13 protein-coding genes and 1 rRNA gene are annotated in these 17,850 nt (G+C 73.3%); 4 read left to right on the top strand and 10 right to left on the bottom strand.

The features are described from left to right. Positions 1-333: 333 nt before the first annotated feature. Positions 334-1,866: ribosomal RNA gene (locus KGD84_RS09970) — 16S ribosomal RNA — on the bottom strand. Positions 1,867-2,647: 781 nt separating this feature from the next. Continuing rightward, complete coding sequence (gene tyrS, locus KGD84_RS09965; RefSeq protein WP_220559982.1) at positions 2,648-3,949, bottom strand: tyrosine--tRNA ligase; 1,302 nt, start codon at positions 3,947-3,949, stop codon at positions 2,648-2,650. Positions 3,950-4,201: 252 nt separating this feature from the next. Between tyrS and KGD84_RS09960 the strand changes: the two genes are divergently transcribed. From KGD84_RS09960 to KGD84_RS09945, 4 genes are all read left to right on the top strand, one after another. Continuing rightward, positions 4,202-5,014 (top strand): alpha/beta fold hydrolase, encoded by an 813-nt coding sequence (locus KGD84_RS09960; protein ID WP_220565652.1) that lies wholly within the window; start codon positions 4,202-4,204, stop codon positions 5,012-5,014. Next, entirely contained in the window at positions 5,007-5,612 is a 606-nt protein-coding gene (locus KGD84_RS09955) for a TetR/AcrR family transcriptional regulator (protein ID WP_220559981.1), read from the top strand. Before KGD84_RS09960 ends, KGD84_RS09955 begins: the two co-directional genes overlap by 8 nt. After that, a complete protein-coding gene (locus KGD84_RS09950; protein WP_220559980.1) occupies positions 5,612-6,193 on the top strand; it encodes a permease in 582 nt (193 codons plus the stop codon). The genes KGD84_RS09955 and KGD84_RS09950 overlap by 1 nt, the downstream gene beginning before the upstream one ends. 178 nt (positions 6,194-6,371) lie before the next feature. Further along, positions 6,372-7,073 carry an HNH endonuclease family protein gene (locus tag KGD84_RS09945; RefSeq protein WP_220559979.1) on the top strand — a complete coding sequence of 234 codons (702 nt, stop codon included), beginning with the start codon at positions 6,372-6,374 and terminating at the stop codon, positions 7,071-7,073. A 96-nt stretch (positions 7,074-7,169) separates the two neighbouring features. On the opposite strand, the gene KGD84_RS09940 is transcribed toward KGD84_RS09945, so the two are convergent. The 8 genes from KGD84_RS09940 to KGD84_RS09905 form a co-directional block, all read right to left on the bottom strand. Continuing rightward, positions 7,170-7,580 (bottom strand): hypothetical protein, encoded by a 411-nt coding sequence (locus KGD84_RS09940; RefSeq protein WP_220565651.1) that lies wholly within the window; start codon positions 7,578-7,580, stop codon positions 7,170-7,172. 1,012 nt (positions 7,581-8,592) lie between these two features. Further along, positions 8,593-9,027: a DUF742 domain-containing protein gene (locus tag KGD84_RS09935; protein ID WP_220559977.1), complete on the bottom strand. Its 435-nt coding sequence runs from the start codon at positions 9,025-9,027 to the stop codon at positions 8,593-8,595. A gap of 493 nt (positions 9,028-9,520) precedes the next feature. Then, positions 9,521-12,370: a sensor histidine kinase gene (locus tag KGD84_RS09930; RefSeq protein WP_260697204.1), complete on the bottom strand. Its 2,850-nt coding sequence runs from the start codon at positions 12,368-12,370 to the stop codon at positions 9,521-9,523. Between the two features lie 254 nt (positions 12,371-12,624). Continuing rightward, positions 12,625-13,539, bottom strand: a complete 915-nt coding sequence (locus tag KGD84_RS09925; RefSeq protein WP_220559976.1) for a sirohydrochlorin chelatase — start codon at positions 13,537-13,539, stop codon at positions 12,625-12,627. Positions 13,540-13,694: 155 nt separating this feature from the next. Further along, positions 13,695-14,297, bottom strand: a complete 603-nt coding sequence (locus KGD84_RS09920) for a GTP-binding protein (RefSeq protein ID WP_220559975.1) — start codon at positions 14,295-14,297, stop codon at positions 13,695-13,697. Further along, positions 14,278-14,739 carry a DUF742 domain-containing protein gene (locus KGD84_RS09915; RefSeq protein ID WP_220559974.1) on the bottom strand — a complete coding sequence of 154 codons (462 nt, stop codon included), beginning with the start codon at positions 14,737-14,739 and terminating at the stop codon, positions 14,278-14,280. Before KGD84_RS09915 ends, KGD84_RS09920 begins: the two co-directional genes overlap by 20 nt. Further along, entirely contained in the window at positions 14,736-15,170 is a 435-nt protein-coding gene (locus KGD84_RS09910) for a roadblock/LC7 domain-containing protein (protein WP_220559973.1), read from the bottom strand. The genes KGD84_RS09915 and KGD84_RS09910 overlap by 4 nt, the downstream gene beginning before the upstream one ends. A 1-nt stretch (position 15,171) precedes the next feature. Further along, complete coding sequence (locus tag KGD84_RS09905; RefSeq protein ID WP_220559972.1) at positions 15,172-17,658, bottom strand: sensor histidine kinase; 2,487 nt, start codon at positions 17,656-17,658, stop codon at positions 15,172-15,174. Positions 17,659-17,850: the final 192 nt, after the last annotated feature.

Raw genomic sequence — 17,850 nt, 5'->3', positions numbered from 1 at the left:
ACACCAACCGCATACCCCAACACCACTCGGCCACCCGGTACACACGGAACACCGACCTCGCGAACGAAGAACGATGCACCAGACCAGGGACTCTGAGAGTTCTCAGAGGCGGTCCGCGGGAACCAACCGACCCGCTGGCCCGAAACCAGGCCAAGGCGAGGGTTGCTTCCTCAGACACCCAACAGCGCGCCCCCCGAGGCTTCTAGGACCCCCAGGAGGAAGTTCGATATGAGTTCTACAGCCATCCCGCTGCTTCCTCAAAGAGAGGAGAACGGGTCCACTTTCGAGTCCGGCCAACCATCGGAAAAGTGTTGGCCTTGAAAGACTCCTTAGAAAGGAGGTGATCCAGCCGCACCTTCCGGTACGGCTACCTTGTTACGACTTCGTCCCAATCGCCAGCCCCACCTTCACTCACTCCCTCCCCGAAGGGTTAGGCCACAAGTTTCGGGTGTTGCCGACTTTCATGACGTGACGGGCGGTGTGTACAAGGCCCGGGAACGTATTCACCGCGGCGTTGCTGATCCGCGATTACTAGCGACTCCACCTTCATGGGGTCGAGTTGCAGACCCCAATCCGAACTGAGACCGGCTTTTAGGGATTCGCTCCACCTCACGGTATCGCACGCCCATTGTACCGGCCATTGTAGCATGTTTGCAGCCCAAGACATAAGGGGCATGATGACTTGACGTCGTCCCCACCTTCCTCCGAGTTGACCCCGGCAGTCTCCCATGAGTCCCCACCATTACGTGCTGGCAACATGGAACAAGGGTTGCGCTCGTTGCGGGACTTAACCCAACATCTCACGACACGAGCTGACGACAGCCATGCACCACCTGTCACCCGCCAACCAAATGACCCTGTATCTCTACAGGTCCACGGGTGATGTCAAACCTTGGTAAGGTTCTTCGCGTTGCGTCGAATTAAGCAACATGCTCCGCCGCTTGTGCGGGCCCCCGTCAATTCCTTTGAGTTTTAGCCTTGCGGCCGTACTCCCCAGGCGGGGCGCTTAATGCGTTAGCTACGGCGCGGAAACCGTGGAAAGTCCCCACACCTAGCGCCCAACGTTTACGGCATGGACTACCAGGGTATCTAATCCTGTTCGCTCCCCATGCTTTCGCTCCTCAGCGTCAGGTAAGGCCCAGAGACCCGCCTTCGCCACCGGTGTTCCTCCTGATATCTGCGCATTTCACCGCTACACCAGGAATTCCAGTCTCCCCTACCTACCTCTAGCATGCCCGTATCCACTGCAGAACCGGGGTTAAGCCCCGGTCTTTCACAGCAGACGCGACACGCCGCCTACGAGCTCTTTACGCCCAATAATTCCGGACAACGCTCGGACCCTACGTATTACCGCGGCTGCTGGCACGTAGTTAGCCGGTCCTTATTCCCCACCTACCGTCAACCCCGGGAGAACCCGGGGCCTGCGTGAGTGGTAAAAGAGGTTTACAACCCGAAGGCCGTCATCCCCCACGCGGCGTCGCTGCGTCAGGCTTTCGCCCATTGCGCAATATTCCCCACTGCTGCCTCCCGCAGGAGTCTGGGCCGTGTCTCAGTCCCAGTGTGGCCGGTCGCCCTCTCAGGCTAAGCTACCCGTAATCGCCTTGGTAGGCCGTTACCCCACCAACAAGCTGATAGGCCGCGAGCCCATCCCCGACCGAAGAACTTTCCACCCCCCACCATGCGGAGGAGGGTCGTATCCGGTATTAGACGGCGTTTCCACCGCTTATCCCGGAGTCAGGGGCAGGTTGCTCACGTGTTACTCACCCGTTCGCCGCTCGTGTACCCCGAAGGGCCTTACCGCTCGACTTGCATGTGTTAAGCACGCCGCCAGCGTTCGTCCTGAGCCAGGATCAAACTCTCCATAAAGGTCGTGCACCAAGCCGCGATGGGCTCGGAAACCTAGAAGAAATCCTGACCGAACCATGTCTGGCTCAATCAAAGGAACCTCGCACACTCGAATCTCACCGATTCTCGTGTGACGGGGCCAAAACAAACTTGGCTGTAAAAATCGAACACGCGCTGTTGAGTTCTCAAGAAGCAACCGCCCTTCCCGTACAAGCCCGGAACCTCAGGTCCCGTGTGCTCTTCCGTGGAAGGCGTCTGCGTTTCCGCTTTGTTGTGTCTTCACTTTATCAGTGTTCCCGTTCCTCGCCAAATCGGCGTGGTCCGGAATGGACCGACCAGGAGTGAAGAATTCCTGTTTTCCTTCGCCGCCCTTTTCAGGGCCGCCTCCGAAGCCTACCGCCTGCGGGCGCATGCCCGTGACGCTCTGGTCGGAGTGAAGAGGAGGTGCCGCTTCGACGCGGTCCGGGGCCGAAGACGCCCTCTGGGCGCTCGCCGTCCCGCAGCGGCTCTTTCGAGTATAGGGAGGTGTACCGAGGACGTCAAACCGTGGCCCGGGTCGGGTGTCGAACCGGGGACCTGGCGCCCGTGGGGCGCGGTTGCGTCTCTGGGTCCTGGGGGCCTCGTGCCTCGGGCCGCTCCCCACACCGGGAGCCGTCCACTCACGTGGGCCGTTGTTCATCGGACAACAGTCGTTCTCCCCGGGAGATTCCCCTCGAAACCCTCATACCGGGGCAAATTTTCCGCCTTCCCCGCAACACGAAGGGCCGACGCCCGAAGGCGCCGGCCCCGTGGGTCCCGCGGCTCAGCCGGTCAGGACGACTCCGCCGATGTTGCGCTTGCCCTTGCGCAGCACCACGAACCGCCCCTGGAGGACGTCGTCCTCGGTCAGGCGCGCCTCCACGTCGGTGACCTTGGTGTTGTTCACGTAGGCACCGCCCTCCTGGATGGCGCGGCGGGCCGCGGACTTGCTCGGGGTCAGGCCGCTCTGGGCGAACAGGTCCGCGACCCCCGGCAGATCGGCCACCGGGCCGGACACCTCGGCCTTGGGCACCTCGGCCAGGGCCGCCTCCAGGGTGCGCGCGTCGAGCTCGGAGAGCTCGGCGCGGCCGAAGAGGGCCAGGCTGGCGTCGATGACCTTGCGGCACTCGTCCGCGCCGTGCACCAGGGTCGTGAGCTCCTCCGCCAGGGCGCGCTGGGCGGCGCGGGCCTGCGGGCGCTCCTGCGTCTGGCGCTCCAGCTCGGCGATCTCCTCCTGCGAGCGGAAGCTGAACACCTTGAGGTAGCGGGCCACGTCGCGGTCGTCGGCGTTGAACCAGAACTGGTAGAACGCGTACGGCGAGGTCAGCTCCGGGTCCAGCCACACCGTGCCGGTCTCGGTCTTGCCGAACTTGGTGCCGTCCGCCTTGGTGAGCAGGTTGGTGGTCAGGGCGTGCGCCTGGCCGTGGGGCTCGTTGCCGTCGATCCGGCGGACGAGGTCCAGGCCCGCGGTGATGTTGCCCCACTGGTCGGAGCCGCCGGTCTGGAGCGTGCACCCGAAGCGCCGGTACAGCTGCACGAAGTCGTAGGACTGCAGCAGCACGTAGCTGAACTCGGTGTAGCTCATCCCCTCGCCGTCGAGGCGGCTCTTGACGGTCTCGCGGGCGAGCATCTGGTTGACGCTGAAGTGCTTGCCCACGTCGCGCAGGAACTCGATGGCATTGATCCCCGACAGCCATTCGGCGTTGTTGGCCAGGATCGCGTCGGTCGCCCCCGGGGTCTCCCCCTCCGGGGCGAACCGCAGGAAGGCGGACAGCTGGCCGCGCAGCGCCTCCACCCAGCCGAGCACGGTCTCCACGGAGTTGAGCTGGCGCTCGGCGTTCGGCTTGGGGTCGCCGATCATGCCCGTCCCGCCGCCGACCAGGGCGATGGGCCGGTGGCCCGCCTGCTGGAAGCGGGCCAGGGTGAGGATCTGGGTGAGGTGGCCGACGTGCAGGCTCCCCGCCGTCGGGTCGAAGCCGCAATACAGGGTGATCGGACCATCGGCGAGCGCCTTGCGGAGTGCGTCAAGGTCGGTCGTCTGCGCGATGAGGCCGCGCCACTGGAGTTCGTCGATGATGTCGGTCACTGTGCTTGCTCTCTGATTCGTAGGCGGGCCGGGGCCCGATCTGCCTTGCAGTGTAGGTCGGGCCCGGAGGGGGCACACCCTCTTTTCCCCTCCGCCGCCCCTGACCTGCGCTCCACCGTCACGCTATCGGTTCCGCGGCCGCGGGCGTCCGCACGGCTCCCGGTTCCCCTTCACTAGGGGCTCTTGACACCCGAAGCTAATGCCCTTAGCTTCATGGCTATGGAGATGAGCTTGAGCAGTGGAGAGCGGACCGTGCGACACCTCACCCGGCCCCAGGGGCGGATCGCGTACGACCTGTACGGGGCGGACCACACCGACGGCACCCTGGTGGTCTGCGTGCCCGGGATGTTCGACCACCGCGCGTCCTTCCGGTTCGTGGGCGAGGCCCTGGCCGCGGCCGGGCACCGGGTCGCCGTCATGGACCTGCGCGGGCACGGGGACAGCGACGCGACCTTCGACGACCACACCAACCGGGCCGCGGCCACGGACGCCATCGCGCTGGCCGAGGAGCTGGGCGGGCGGGACGTCGTCATGGTCGGCACCTCGATGGGCGGCGCCGCCGTGACCATCGCCGCACTGGAGCGCCCCGACCTGGTGGCCGGCATCGTTCCCATGGCCGCCTTCCTGCGCGCCGGGAAGCCGAACGTGTTCATGCGGGCCGCCCTGCGGCTGATGCTGCTGCGCCCCTGGGGACCGCGGCTGCTGACCGGCTTCTACGACGGCCTGCACAAGGGCCGCACGCCGCAGGGGCACCGGGAGCAGCTGGACCGGGTCCTGGCGATGCTGCGCCCCGCCGACCGGTTCCGCGCGGTGCGCGACACCGTGAACGCGCCGAACGAGGAGGTCCTGGCCGCGGAGGGCCTGCGCGCCCGGGCCGTGGTCGTCGGCGGCGAGCTGGACCCCGACTGGGCGGACCCGGCGGCGGAGGCCGCCTGGGTGGGCTCGGTCGTCGGCGGCCGGGTGGTGATGCTGCCCGAGTGCGGCCACTACCCCCAGAGCCAGCGGCCCGACCTGGTCGTGCCGGTGCTGGAGGAGCTGATCGCGCAGGTGCGCGCCGATGCCTAGGGCCGGACTCACACCCGAGCTGGTGGTCGCCGAGGCCGCCCGGCTGGTGGACGAGCAGGGCTGGGAGGCGTTGTCCCTGGCCGCGGTGGCCAAGCGGTTCGGCGTGGCCGTGCCCAGCCTGTACAAGCACGTGGAGGGCCTGCCGGGGCTGCGGAGCGGGATAGCGGTGCTGGCCGCGAACGAGATCGGCGAGGCCGTCCAGCGGGCGGCGGTGGGCCGCTCCGGGCCGGACGCGCTGCGTGCCTGCGCCGACGCCTACCGCGCCTACGCCCACGCGCACCCCGGGCGCTACGTCCACCTGCAGCGGCTCCCCCGGATGGCCGCTCCCGACGTGAAGCTGGACACCGATCCGGTCGCGGTGCTGGCGGCGGTGCTGCGCGGGTTCGGGATCACCGAGGACCGGTCGGTGCACGCGGTCCGGGCGCTGCGCAGCGCGCTCCACGGCTTCGTGGACCTGGAGGTGCAGGGCGGGTTCGGCCTGCCCGAGGACGTGGACGAGAGCTTCGCGCTGCTGGTGGAGGGCTTTGTGCGCGCTTACCGGGACTGGCCCGGGAACGGGGACGACGGCGGGGCGGCCCGCGGGCGGAGGGCGGACTGATGCTGGCGGGACACTTCGGGGTGGCCGGGATCGTCAAGGCGTGGCGGCCGGAGATACCGATGGCGGCGCTGCTGGTGGCCTCACAGGTCCCCGACCTGGTGTTCGCGCCACTGGCCGCGCTGGGCGCGGAGTCCATGGCGCCCGCCGCCCCCGGGCTGAGCGGGTACGGGTCGCTGCTCATCACGGCGCCGTTCTCGCACGCCCTGGTGTCGAACGTGGTGTTCGCGGTGGTCGTGGGGCTGCTGGTGCATGTGTTCCTGCGGGGGCGGTGGGGGCCCGATGCCGGGTGGGTGCTGGGCGGGGTGGTGTTCTCGCACTGGCTGCTCGACCTGCTGGTGCACCGGCCCGACATGCCGCTGCTGCCCGGCGGTTCCGGACCGCCGCTGCTGGGCCTGGGCCTGTGGGAGGCCCCCGTGGCGGCGGCCGTGGTGGAGGGCGCGCTGGTGGCGGCCGGGGCGCTGCTGTACGGGTGGCGCACGCTGCGGGACCTGCCGGACCACCGGGGACGTGCGTGGGTGTACAGCGCGGGTGTGGGGCTGCTCCTGGCCGGATCGTTCGTGTTCGACCTCGTCGCCTCCTGAGCCCCTCCCGTCCCATGGGCACCAGGGGGCGGCGGACCGCTCGGCGGTCCCCGTTCCGGTCGTCCGGATCGGGGGCGGCGTCGCCGAATGTTCCCGACCGGCCCCGGAATGCGACAAGCTGGAGGTCGGCGCCGCTCCACGGCGGCGCTCCCCGTTCACCAGCCCGTGGAGTTCCCTCATGGCCGATAAGAAGTCGTCGTCGAAGCTGGGCGGGATCATCTCCGCCGTCGTCGGCGCGATCGTCGTCGCAGCGTTCGTCCTGTACCAGCTCGGGATCATCGACCTGGGCCTGGAGGAGGACACCGGCGCCCCTCGGGACGGCGCCCCCTCCTCCCCCTCCGGGGACGTGTCCGTCGAGCAGGCCCGGACCATGCTGGACGAGCTGACCGTCGAGGCGGAGAACGACCCGCCCGGATACGACCGCGCGATGTTCCCCCACTGGAGCAGCCAGGACGGGTGCGACACCCGGCAGACGGTGCTGGAGCGCTCCGGCGAGAACGTGGAGATGAACGAGGACTGCCGCGCGGTCTCCGGGTCCTGGTACAGCGCCTACGACGGCGAGACCTTCACCGACCCCCAGGACCTCGACATCGACCACATGGTGCCGCTGAAGGAGGGCTGGCGCTCGGGGGCCCACGCGTGGACCACCGAGGAGCGGGAGCGGTTCGCCAACGACCTGGAGTCGTCGCCGCAGCTGTGGGCGGTCAGCGCCACGACCAACCGGTCCAAGGGCGACGCCGACCCCGCCGACTGGATGCCCCCACTGGAGTCCGTGCACTGCGAGTACGCGGCCGCGTGGATCGAGGTCAAGCACGTGTGGGACCTGAGCGTGGACACCGACGAGGAGGCCGCGCTGCGCGGGGTGCTGGACGGCTGCTGAGCCGCCGCCCCGGCGCCGCCCGCGGGGCGGCTCCGGAGTCGGGCCCGGCCCGGCGTACCGCGGAGGACGTCCGCGGCGCGCCGGGCCGCTCCCTTCTCAGCGGGGGTCGGCGAGGGTGATCCCCCGGGCGGTGGCCAGCAGTTCTTCGGGACCGAGGATCCCGAAGGCGTCGCGGACCTCCACCGCGACGCCCGTTCCCGGGGTCCAGAAGGCCTCGGTCTCACCGTGCAGCGCCGGGACCCCGCCGTTGTCGAACGGGGTGAGTTCCCACTCGTCGGGGTCGCGCTCGTGGTACTCGGCGAGGAAGGCCCGCAGCGCGTCCAGGTCGGTGAGCCCGTCCCCGCGCAGGACCAGGACCTGGAGCACCACCTCGGCGCCTCCCCCCTCCCGGGGGCGTTCCCACACCCTGCTGGAGAAGGCGACGTCCCCCCACTCGTACTCGAAGTCGGAGACCGAGGTCCGGTCGTCGATCGCCACTGGCAGATGTCCGATGCTGAAGCCGTCCAACTCTCCCCCTCGTAGGTCGGTGACGGCGGCGGCCGTCGTGAGCGCGAGCGTGAACACCGCGGCGAGGAACGCCGCGAGCGGGCGGATGAAGGACATGGGACCTCCGACCGGCGCGGTGCGGGACCTTCCCGGACCGTCCGGCTCCCTTTCATGCTGGGCCGCTCACGAGGTCGGGACCAGCGTGTTCCGGAACCTGTGGATAACTCCGTTGCGACACGCGCCGCCACCCGGTTCGGTCCCCTTCCCGCTCGCGCCCGGGTCAATCCGGCGGGGTGGGGGACGTCGGGGGACGGGCGGGGGACATCGGGGTGCCGTCCGGGGGAACGGGAACCGGCCGGGGACGGGGATGGGAACGGGGGCGGGGACGGCTCCACCCCGGGGACGGTCGTGCCCGGGGCGGGCGGGAACGGTCGTGTCCAGGGCGGTCATGGCCGCTCCCTTCTGAGTTCGGTCGCCGCCGATCCGTCGAGAAGGCGCACGCAGGCGGAGGGCCGCTCGTGCCCGGGGGCCGGGACCGGTCGGGACCGGGCCGGCGCCGGTCGGCGGAGGAAGCGCGCACGAGCGGAGGGCCGGTCGCATCCGGAGCGGTTGGGGCCGGATACCGCTGGGCCGCCGGTCCAGGGAAAGGGCGCGCGTGGGCAGAGGGCCGACCGTGGCCGGAGCGGCCGTGGCCGGGATGGCCGTGGCCGGGATGGCCGGGGCCGGTCGGCACCGGGCCGCGGAGAGGGCGCACACCGATGGAGAGCCGGTCCGGGCCGGACGCCACCGGACAGCGGAGGAAGCGCGCACGGGCAGAGGGCCGGCCGCGGCCGGGGCGGCCGGGGCCGGCCAGCGGAGGGCGCGCATGGGCGGAAGACCGGTCGTGGCCGGGGCCGGACGCCGCGGGGCCGCCGGTCCGCGGAGGGCGCGCACGGGCAGAGGGCGACCGGGGCCGGGATGGCCGGGGCCGGGCCGCGGAGAGGGCGCGCACCGGTGGAGGACCGGTCCGGGCCCGTCGCCGCGGGTGCGGGCGTTACAGGGAGCGCAGGCCGACGAGGACGGCGTGCAGGATGTCCTTGCGGGCCAGCGGGCGGGAGGGGCCGCACCGTTGCAGGGAGCCGTCCGCGATCATGCGGGCGGCCATCTCCCTGACCTGGCCGACGGGGAGGTTGACCTCGGCGGCCAGCTCGACGACGGTGCGGGCCCGCAGGGCATGGCGGAGGATGGCCTCGCGCTCCGGGCGCAGCCATTCCCGGCGCCCCGGGGTGCGCGCGGCGACCACCAGGGTGAGCAGGTCCAGCGTCTCGGGACCCGGACCCGGGCCGGTTCCGTCCGGGTCCCCTGCGGCCACGGCGAACGGGCGCAGGAACCGCTCCTCGGCCCGGTCCGGGTCGGCCCCGCCGTCGGGGTCGAGGTCCGCGCCTTCCCCTTCGTGCCGGGCCAGGGCCCGGCGTCCGTCATGGCTCACTGTGTCCTCCCGGTGGTGTGGGGGCCGGTACTCGGGGGACGTCCCGCTCGCGGGGCGCGGGGCGTTTGGGCAGGGGCGCCCGTTCCGGGTCCGGGGGCCGTCGGGGGCCCGACGGGAGCGCCGGGGGCCCTCGGCGCGGTCGTCGGGGGCGCCGCGCGGGTCCCCGTCGGCGGGCCTAGCCGTCCGGGGTCGGGAAGGGCGCGGTCGGTGCGCCGTCCGGCCACGGGCCGGCCGGGCGGCCGTGGTCGGGGCCGACGGGGCGGGGGCCGGTGAACCCCGGGGGCAGGTCGCGGCGGGGGCCGGGCGACCGTTCTCGGGCGCCGTGCCGGGGCGCGGCGGGGCCGGGTCGGGGCGGCGGTGCTCCGCCGTCAGGTGGGGCAGGGGTTCGGTGGGGTCGCCCGGGTACCCGCCCGGGGCTCCGGGCGCCGCCCCGGGTCCGGTGGCGCGGAAGGGATCGGTGCGGTGCCGCGGTTCGGCGTGGTGCCGACGGAGGTCACCGAGCACCTCCTGCGGGCCGCTGTCCCCCCAGCGCACGTCCCACTGCCGGTCGGCGTCCGGGCCCGGGCCGCCGGGGCGGGGGTCCGCGGGGTACCGCGGCCGCCGCTCGCGCGGCGGGCACGTCGTCGAAGGCGGGTGGTTCGGCGAACAGGTCGATCTCGCCCGGGGCGTCGGCCGGGTGCGGCCCGCGCGGGGGCTCCCCGGCCGGCGGGCGGGGGTCGGCCGGTGCCTGCGGGCCGGTGGTCCGGACACGGTCGGCGTCCGGGCCGGGCCCGCCCGGGGCGTCGCCCGCGGCGGCCCGGGGTCCGACGCTCCGGACCGGACCCGTGTGAACGCCAGCCCCGTCGCCGGGGGCCGCCTGCGCGCCGGTGCCCGGGAGCCGTTGCGGGCCCGTCTCCCCGCCGCCGGAGGCGGCCCGGGGTCCGGTGACCGGGATCGCGCCCGAGTGGAGGGCCGGCCGGCCGGTTCCGGGGCCGGGGACCGCGCGGGGACCGGTGTCCCGGACCGGTTCGGGGCGCGGGCCCCCCGGTTCCGCGGGGCCGTCGTCGGCGAAGGCCGCCAGGGGCCCGGTGGGCCGGGGCGGTTCGGTGTACGGGTTCGGGGCGCCCGAGGGCCCGACGCGCTCGGGGGGCGTTCCGGTGCGGGGGTCCGGCTCCGCGGGGTCGGCGGTGCCGGGGTCGCCGGTGTCGGGGCCCTCGGCGGCGACCGGCCGCAGGTCGGGCCCATCCTCCGGGGCGGCCCAGCGTTCCGGCTCGCGTTCGGGGCGCACGCCCGCGGGGGCGGACCCGGCCCGGGCCTCCGACAGGCCGAACGCCCGGCGCACGTCCCCCTCGGGGGGAGCCGCCGCGGCCGGGACCACGCCGCGCGGGCCGGCGGCCGGCGGGGCGTCGGCGGGCTCCAGCAGGGACTTGGGAACGAGGGTGATCGCCCGGGTGCCCCCGTACGGCGAGGGCTCCAGCCACACCCGCACGCCGTGGCGTTCGGCCAGGCGGGCCACCACGAACAGTCCCAGCCTGGGGTCGTCGGGCAGCGCCATCACGTCGAACTCAGGCGGCCGCGCCAGGGTGCGGCGGGCCTGCTCGTACCCGTGCTCGGACATGCCCAGGCCGCGGTCCTCGACCTCCACCAGCAGTCCCTCCGGGCAGGGGCCGCAGCCCACGTCCACCGGGGTGCCCGCCGGGGAGAACTGGGTGGCGTTCTCGATCAGCTCGGCCAGCAGGTGCACGATGTCGGCGACGGCCTGGCCGTGCATGAGCATGCGGGGCGCCGAGGTCAGCCGGACCCGTTCGAAGTCCTCGGTCTCGGCGATGGCGGCGCGCAGCACGTCCACGAGGGGGCGCGGCTGGCGCCAGCGGCGGGCGGACTGGCCCCCGCCGAGGATGATGAGGTTGTCGGCGTACCGGCGGGCCCGAGTGGTGAGGTGGTCGAGCCGGAACAGCCGGCCGAGGGCCTCGGGGTCCTGTTCGTCGTACTCGATCTCATCGAGCAGCCGCAGCTGGCGCTGGACGAGGTTCTGGTTGCGGAAGGCGATGCCCAGGAACGCCTTGTTGGCGCCGCGGCGGATCTCCGCCTGCCGCACGGCCGCCTCGACGGCGGTGAGCTGGGCGCTGTCGAACGCCTCGGCGACCTGGCCGATCTCGTCGTCGCCGAACTCGTCCAGCGGGGGCAGCTCCTCGTGGGCGTCCACCCGGTCCCCGCGCTGGGCCCGCTCGACGATGTCGGGCAGGTCGTCGTCGCGCTCCATGACGCGTTCGCGCAGCAGGGCGAGCCGGTCGGTGAGGCGCCGGGAGGAGCGGCGGACGGTGGCCAGGGCGATGGCGCCGCCGGCCAGGCTGACCAGGGCGGCCGCCACCCCGAAGGACACCTGAGCGAGGGAGGCCCTCCAGGCCAGGTCCACGGTCCGGTCGGCCTGGGCGCGGGCCAGCTCGTCGATCAGGGCGACGGAGGCGCCGGAGGACTCGTCCCAGTCGGCGCCGTCGACGTCGACGGCGGTGCTCCACTCCGGGGACGGGCCCTGCCCGGGGTCGTCGGCGGCGGTCGCCGGGGAGCGGGTGACGACCCTGCGGCTGATGTCCTCGGCCCGGATCCAGGCCGGGTCGGCCGCCATCTCCTCCTGCCGGGCGCCCACGGCCGGTGAGAGCAGGGGGGCGGCCTCGGCCAGGGTGTCGCGGTAGGAGGCGGTGAGGTAGGTGAAGTGGGCGGTCTCCTCATAGCCCATCGTGCCGCGGGCGGTGACCCCGGCCAGGAGGGCGTCGGCGGTGGAGTACTCGGCGGCGGCACGCAGGAGCTCGCTGGTCAGGACGGCGTCGGTGAGGTTCTCCCCGCCGTCGGTGGTGTGCACCAGGGCGGTGGTGACGGCGGTGGCGCCGTCGAGGACCTCCGCGTAGCCGACCAGGATCTGCTCCTGGACGGCGGAGCCGTCGTCCAGGGCGGTGCGCAGGGCCGGCAGGGTCTGGGCGGCCTCGGTGAACGCGTCGGCGCTGCGGCGGACCTCGTCGTCGCGGGTGGCCTCCAGGCGCCCGGCGAAGCCGACGGCGTCGGCGACGGCGGCGTCGGTGCGGGAGCGCTGCTCGCGCAGGGCCTCGGTGTCGACGGCCTCCCCCGCTTCGAGGCGACCCAGGTGGACCAGGCCCATGCGGCGCTCGGAGCGCAGCTCCAGAACGGCGGTGGCGAAGACCTCCGTGCCCTCGCGGGCCTGGACGACGGCGCCCATGAGCCGGACGGCCTGCACGGTGCCGACGGCGGCGACGATCAGCCACAGGGCCAGGAAGCACAGGCTCGGCACGAGCACGATGCGGTTGAGCTGCCCACGGATCGTGGACGCTTTGACGCGGGTTCTGCGCATGGCCCCTCCAGCCTGTGCGGGTGCCGGGCCGGGGGGCCTCGGCGGCTTTCGGTCGTGCCGAGGCTATCGAAAAATCATGGCGGAACGCTGTCAAATGATTACTACGAGTTGTCTTCGGAGATACGGAAGACCCGTGACGACCTTCCCGAACGCCCTCGAAGCTCCAGGTCGAGGCGCCTGTGAACGGCGGCGGGGCCGCCCGCCGAAGCGGACGGCCCCGTGAACACGCCTCATCCCACGGCGTGTCGCCGTGCTCAGGCCTCCGGGCGGTGGCGCGAGCCGACCGGGGCGGGCAGCTGGTCGGCGGTCGGCGGCTGCTCCACGCCCAGCGAGTTGAGGATCTCGGCGTAGCGCAGCGCGGCGATCTTGCCGAGCAGGCCGTCGGCGCCCAGCGGGGCGCCCAGGCGCGCGCCGAACCGCTCCGCGGTGGCCGACAGGTCCGCACGCAGCTCCGGGCCCAGGGCGCTGGGGGCGATGACCGGGCGACGGCAGCCGCCCTGGCGCAGCTGCCCGATGGCCTGCTCCAGGGCCGCCTCGTTCTCCAGGTCGGCGGGCAGCACGGTCAGCCCCAGGCGGGCGGCCAGCAGGACGGCGGTCACCCCGGCCGCGGCCACGGCGGCCTCGCCGCCGACCGCGCCGACCACCACTCCGTCGGCCATACCGGTGTCGCGGGCCACGACGCTGATCAGGCGCATGCGGTCGGCCCGCACATAGCCGCTCTCGGCCAGCCGCAGGTGCAGGACCTCGGCGAGCATCGGGTGCGGGCCCAGGCCCTCGCTGACGCGCACGTCGGCGCCGGAGGCGCGCACGGCGGCGTCGATGGCGGCCGAGACCCCGGCGTGCGGGGCGGTGACCAGGGGGACGACCACGCCGGTCAGCGGCCGCTCGCCGTCGCCCTGGAGGCCGGACAGCGCCTCGGCGAGGGTCTCCTCGTCGCCTTCCAGGTGCCCGTGGCGGATCGTCACCTCGGGCCGGTAGGCGCGCACCAGGTCGGCCATGCGGGCGCCGATGGACTCACCGTCGACGCCCCGGGCCCGCTCCGCGGTGCCGGGGACCGCCATGATCAGGGTCGGGGTCCCGAACCAGTCGTCGAAGGACAGCGGGTTCCGATGGCGGCCGGACCGCCGCTTGGGCAGTTCGCGTGGGGGGAGTCGATCTGAGTTTCGCATACCAGGATTCAGGATGAGAGGCGGACGGATCGCCCGGTCGGAGCGTTGTCACTGACGCGCCATTGTAGCGTTCCAGGGCATATCCACGGGTGTGTCTCCCGAACGTACACCGGACCGTTCCCCCGCCGGCGGGGCGGGGTACCACCCCGGCGGGCTCACCCGCTCAGGGCCGGCCTGCGGCCGTGGATGACATGGGTGACCAGGGCGACCAGCACGTCCCGGCAGGAGGCGCGGTCGCGGGCGTCGGCGAGGACGACGGGCACCGAGGCGTCCACGTCCAGGGCCCTGCGCACCTCCTCGGGATCGTAGTCCTCGGCGCCCTCGAAGCGGTTGACCGCCACCACGAAGGGCACGCCGCGGCGCTCGAAGAAGTCCACCGCGTGGAAACAGGTCTCCAGGCGGCGGGTGTCGGCCAGGACCACCGCGCCCAGGGCGCCCTCGGCGAGCTCGTCCCACATGAACCAGAAGCGGTCCTGCCCGGGCGTGCCGAACAGGTAGAGGACGACGTCGGGGTTGACGGTGATGCGGCCGAAGTCCAGGGCGACGGTGGTGGTGGTCTTGTCCTCCACTCCCCCGAGGTCGTCGATCCCGTAGCTGGCCTCGGTCATCACCTCCTCCGTGCTCAACGGGGTGATCTCGCTGACCGAGGCCACCATGGTGGTCTTCCCGGCGCCGAAGCCGCCGGCGATGATGATCTTGACCGCCTGGGGGATCGCCTCGGCCTCCCCCGGCCTGGTCTCAGAGTCTGCGGATGCCATCGAGTACCGCCTGCAGCACTTTCTTCTCGGGGAGCTGGGAGATGGGCGTCGCCGCCCGGGTGCGGATGTCGCCGTCGGCGAGCAGGTCGCCCAGCAGCACCCTGACCACGGTGAGGGGGATGTCGAGCCGGGCGGAGACCTCGGCCACCGAGATGGGCCTGCGGCACAGCTCGAGGATGGCCCGGCGCTCGGGTTCCAGCGGCCGCTCGCGCCGGTCGCGGGCGGCCACCACGATGGTGATGAGGTCGAGCCGGGGGCCCGCGGCGGTGGGCCGGACCCGGCCGCGGGTCAGCGTGTAGGGGCGGACCAGGGCCCCCTCCACGGCGCCGCCGGGGGACAGCCCCTCGGCGGGGCCCTCGGACGTGGGGTGCCCGCGCCCGGGGTGCCAGGGCGGGGAGGTGCGGCGGGAGGCCGGGCTCCGGCGTTCCTCCTGCGCGGTCATGAGCCGGCACCCCCGGTGGCGGTGAGCTCGCCGGGCCGGCGGGGCGCGGCGGTGAGGAACTGGCCCACCCGCTTGACCCGCAGGTTCATCTCGTAGGCGACCAGGCCCACGTCGGCGTCCTCGGTGGCCAGCACCGCCAGGCAGGCCCCGGCCCCGGCGGCGGTCACGAAGAGGTAGGAACGCTCCATCTCCACCACGGTCTGGCGGACGTCGCCGCCGCCGAAGTGGCGGCCGGTGCCGCGGGCCAGGCTCTGGAAGGCGGAGGCCAGGGCCGACAGGTGTTCGGCGTCCTCGGGAGGCAGGTCCCGGGACCGGCCCAGGAGGAGTCCGTCGGCCGACAGCACGATCGCGTGCGCGGCCCCCACGACCCGGTCGGCCAGGTCGTCCAGGAGCCAGTCGAGGTTGTCCACGGCGTTGCTCTTGCCCACCATCTCAGTCGTTCTCTCCCGTGTGGTCGTCGGTGCTGCCACCGACATGGCTGTCGTACTGCCGCCCGTCCCCGTCGACGTCCGCGGCGCGGCCCCGGCGGGTGCCCGCGCTGAAGGCGTCCATCATCCGGCGGGCCTCCTCCGGGCTGCGGGCGCTCGGCGGCGGGGCCTGCTCCTCCCCCGGTTCCGGTGCGGGCGAATGTCTGAGCTGGGGGGCGAGGCTGGCCTGCCGCCTGCGCCGGGGCAGGTCGGGGCGGTCTCCGCCGGCCGCCGCGCGGTCGGCGGTGCGGGAGGGGCCGCCGTCCGCGGGTGTGCCGTCGTGCGGCCCGTCCGGGGCCGGCAGGTCGGGGACGCTGCGCAGGACCGGGGCGCGGTGCCCGGCGCCGTCCCCGTGCCCGTCGGGCGGGGGCACCGGGCGCAGCCGGGGCCGGGGCGGTGCGGCCCCGTCGTCGGCGACCAGGACGCCGACCGCGGTCCCGGCGTCCGCCCCCTCCTGGGCCGGGGCGTGCTGGACGCGGCGCGCGGCGGGCCGGGAGTGGTCGGGCGCCGCCCCGGCGGCGGTGAACAGCGCTCCGGGCAGGAGCACGACGGCGCGGGTGCCGCCGTAGGGCGAGGGCCGCAGCTCCACCTGGACGTCGTGCTTGACGGCCAGCCGGGCGACCACGAACAGGCCCAGGCGGGCGTCGGTGCCCGGCGCCATGACGTCGAACTCGGGCGCCTCGCTGAGGGTGGTGTTGGCGCGGGTCAGGGCGTCCTCGGTCATGCCCAGGCCGCGGTCCTCGATCTCGACGGCCACGCCCTTGGGCACGGTCTCGGCGGAGATGGTGACGTCGGTGTGCGGGGGCGAGTAGGCGGTGGCGTTCTCCACCAGTTCGGCGAGGAGGTGGATGACGTCGGCGACGGCGGCGCCGGCCAGGGAGAGCTCGGGCACGGCGGTGACGTGGACCCGGGCGTACTCCTCGGTCTCCGACACGGCGCCCCGCAGGATGTCGATCAGCGGGATCGGCCGGCGCCAGCGCCGCCCGGGCCGGGCGCCGCCGAGGATGATGAGGTTCTCGGCGTGGCGGCGGCCGCGGGTGGCCAGGTGGTCGAGCCGGAAGATGCTCTCCAGCAGGTCGGGGTCGTCCTCCTCGCGCTCGATCCGGTCCAGCAGCTGGAGCTGGCGCTGCACGAGCGACTGGTTGCGGTGGGCGATGCCCAGGAAGACCCGGTTGACCCCCGACCTCAGCTCGGCCTGTTTGACGGTGGCGGCGACGGCGGTGCGCTGGGCGATGTTGAAGGCGTCGGCGACCTGGCCGACCTCGTCGTCGCCGTGGTCGAGCTGCTTGATCTCGGCGTCGGGGTCGACGCTCTCCCCGGCCTCCAGGCGGCGCACGATGCGGGGCAGGTCGACGCGGGCGACGCCCAGGGTCTCGGCGCGCAGCCGGGCCAGCCGGCGGGTGAGGCGTCCGGCGGAGCGGGCGGCCACACCGTAGGCGACGGTGCCCGCGAACAGGGAGGTGATGCCGCCGCCCAGGGCGAGGCTGAGCATCCAGGCGCTGGCGGCCTCGGTGGCGGTGACCACGTCGCCGGCCCGGCGGGCGGTGAGGTCGGCCAGTTCGGCGTTGACCCGGTCGGCCTCGGCCCGCCAGTCGGCCAGCCCGGCGGGCGGCGAGGTGTCGCGGACGATCTCGGCGGTGACCGGGTCGAGGGAGGCGGGCGCCTCGTGGGAGCCGATGGCCGCGCCGATCTCCAGGAGCCGCTGCCAGGGGCCGCTCCGCGTGACGGCCGCGGGGGTGGGCGCCCCGGCGTCGTCCCCGGGGTGGACGGTGTCCAGGCGCAGGCGGGCGTCGTGGAGCAGGGCGGTGATCCGCGTCTGCTCGTCCCGGGTGAGGTCGCCGCGGACGGCCACGGCGGCGACCAGGGCGTCGGCGTGGCTGAAGGACTCCTGGGCCCAGAGCAGGTCGGTGGTGGCGGCGGCCTCGGCGGAGGCGCCGCCGTCGTCCAGGGAGCGGATGGTGCCGGAGTACAGGCGGATGCCCCGGTGGATCGCCGAGGTGTAGGCCTCCAGGGTGTCGGCGCCGGCGGCCGGGGGGTCGGCCAGGGCGGCGGTGCGGGCCGCGGCGACGGCGTCGAAGGAGGCCAGGAGGTCCTCGGTGAGGGCGGGGGTGCCGGGGTCGTCCCGGTCTCCCAGGGAGCCGTCGAGGCCGCGGACGGTATCGACGGCCTCGTCGGTGAGGCGGGCGCGGTCGGCCAGCGCCCGGCGGCTCCCGGACCCGGGGTCGGCCAGGTACTCGGCGGCCAGGCGGCGCTCCTCCTGTAGCCGGGTGAGCGCGGTGACCAGGTGGATGCCCGCCCGGCCCTCGGCCACCGCCGAGCGCAGCGAGACGGCCTGGGCCAGCGTCGCCATGCTGAGCAGGACGAACAGGGCCAGGAAGGTGATGCTCGGGATCAGCACGATCCTGTTGAGCTGCGCCCGGATGCCGCGGCCTCGGCCTCCCGGTCTTCCCATTGCGCTCCTCCAGCGGACTGACCGCGGGCACCGGTCGGCGTGGTTCCGACGCGGATCATCACCGTGTGCACCGGAGAGGGCACTCAGCGGCACCCGCGGACTTCGGACGCTATCGCACCGTCGGACGGGCCGCCGGGGAAACGGCGAAATACGCCCGGGTCCGGGTGCCCGCCGCGCGTTCGGCGCCCGTGG

This window comes from Nocardiopsis changdeensis (assembly GCF_018316655.1).
In the GTDB taxonomy this organism is placed as follows: Bacteria; Actinomycetota; Actinomycetes; order Streptosporangiales; family Streptosporangiaceae; genus Nocardiopsis; species Nocardiopsis changdeensis.
The sequence above is the reverse complement of the archived record's forward strand: the minus strand, read 5'-3'. Positions and strand labels throughout refer to the sequence as shown.

Coding starts and splice junctions, on each gene's coding strand:
- KGD84_RS09955 (WP_220559981.1), top strand. CDS start 5,007: ATGCCTAGGGCCGGACTCACACCCGAGCTGGTGGTCGCCGAGGCCGCC.
- KGD84_RS09950 (WP_220559980.1), top strand. CDS start 5,612: ATGCTGGCGGGACACTTCGGGGTGGCCGGGATCGTCAAGGCGTGGCGG.
- KGD84_RS09945 (WP_220559979.1), top strand. CDS start 6,372: ATGGCCGATAAGAAGTCGTCGTCGAAGCTGGGCGGGATCATCTCCGCC.
- KGD84_RS09930 (WP_260697204.1), bottom strand. CDS start 12,370: ATGCGCAGAACCCGCGTCAAAGCGTCCACGATCCGTGGGCAGCTCAAC.
- KGD84_RS09925 (WP_220559976.1), bottom strand. CDS start 13,539: ATGCGAAACTCAGATCGACTCCCCCCACGCGAACTGCCCAAGCGGCGG.
- KGD84_RS09920 (WP_220559975.1), bottom strand. CDS start 14,297: ATGGCATCCGCAGACTCTGAGACCAGGCCGGGGGAGGCCGAGGCGATC.
- KGD84_RS09915 (WP_220559974.1), bottom strand. CDS start 14,739: ATGACCGCGCAGGAGGAACGCCGGAGCCCGGCCTCCCGCCGCACCTCC.
- KGD84_RS09910 (WP_220559973.1), bottom strand. CDS start 15,170: ATGGTGGGCAAGAGCAACGCCGTGGACAACCTCGACTGGCTCCTGGAC.
- KGD84_RS09905 (WP_220559972.1), bottom strand. CDS start 17,658: ATGGGAAGACCGGGAGGCCGAGGCCGCGGCATCCGGGCGCAGCTCAAC.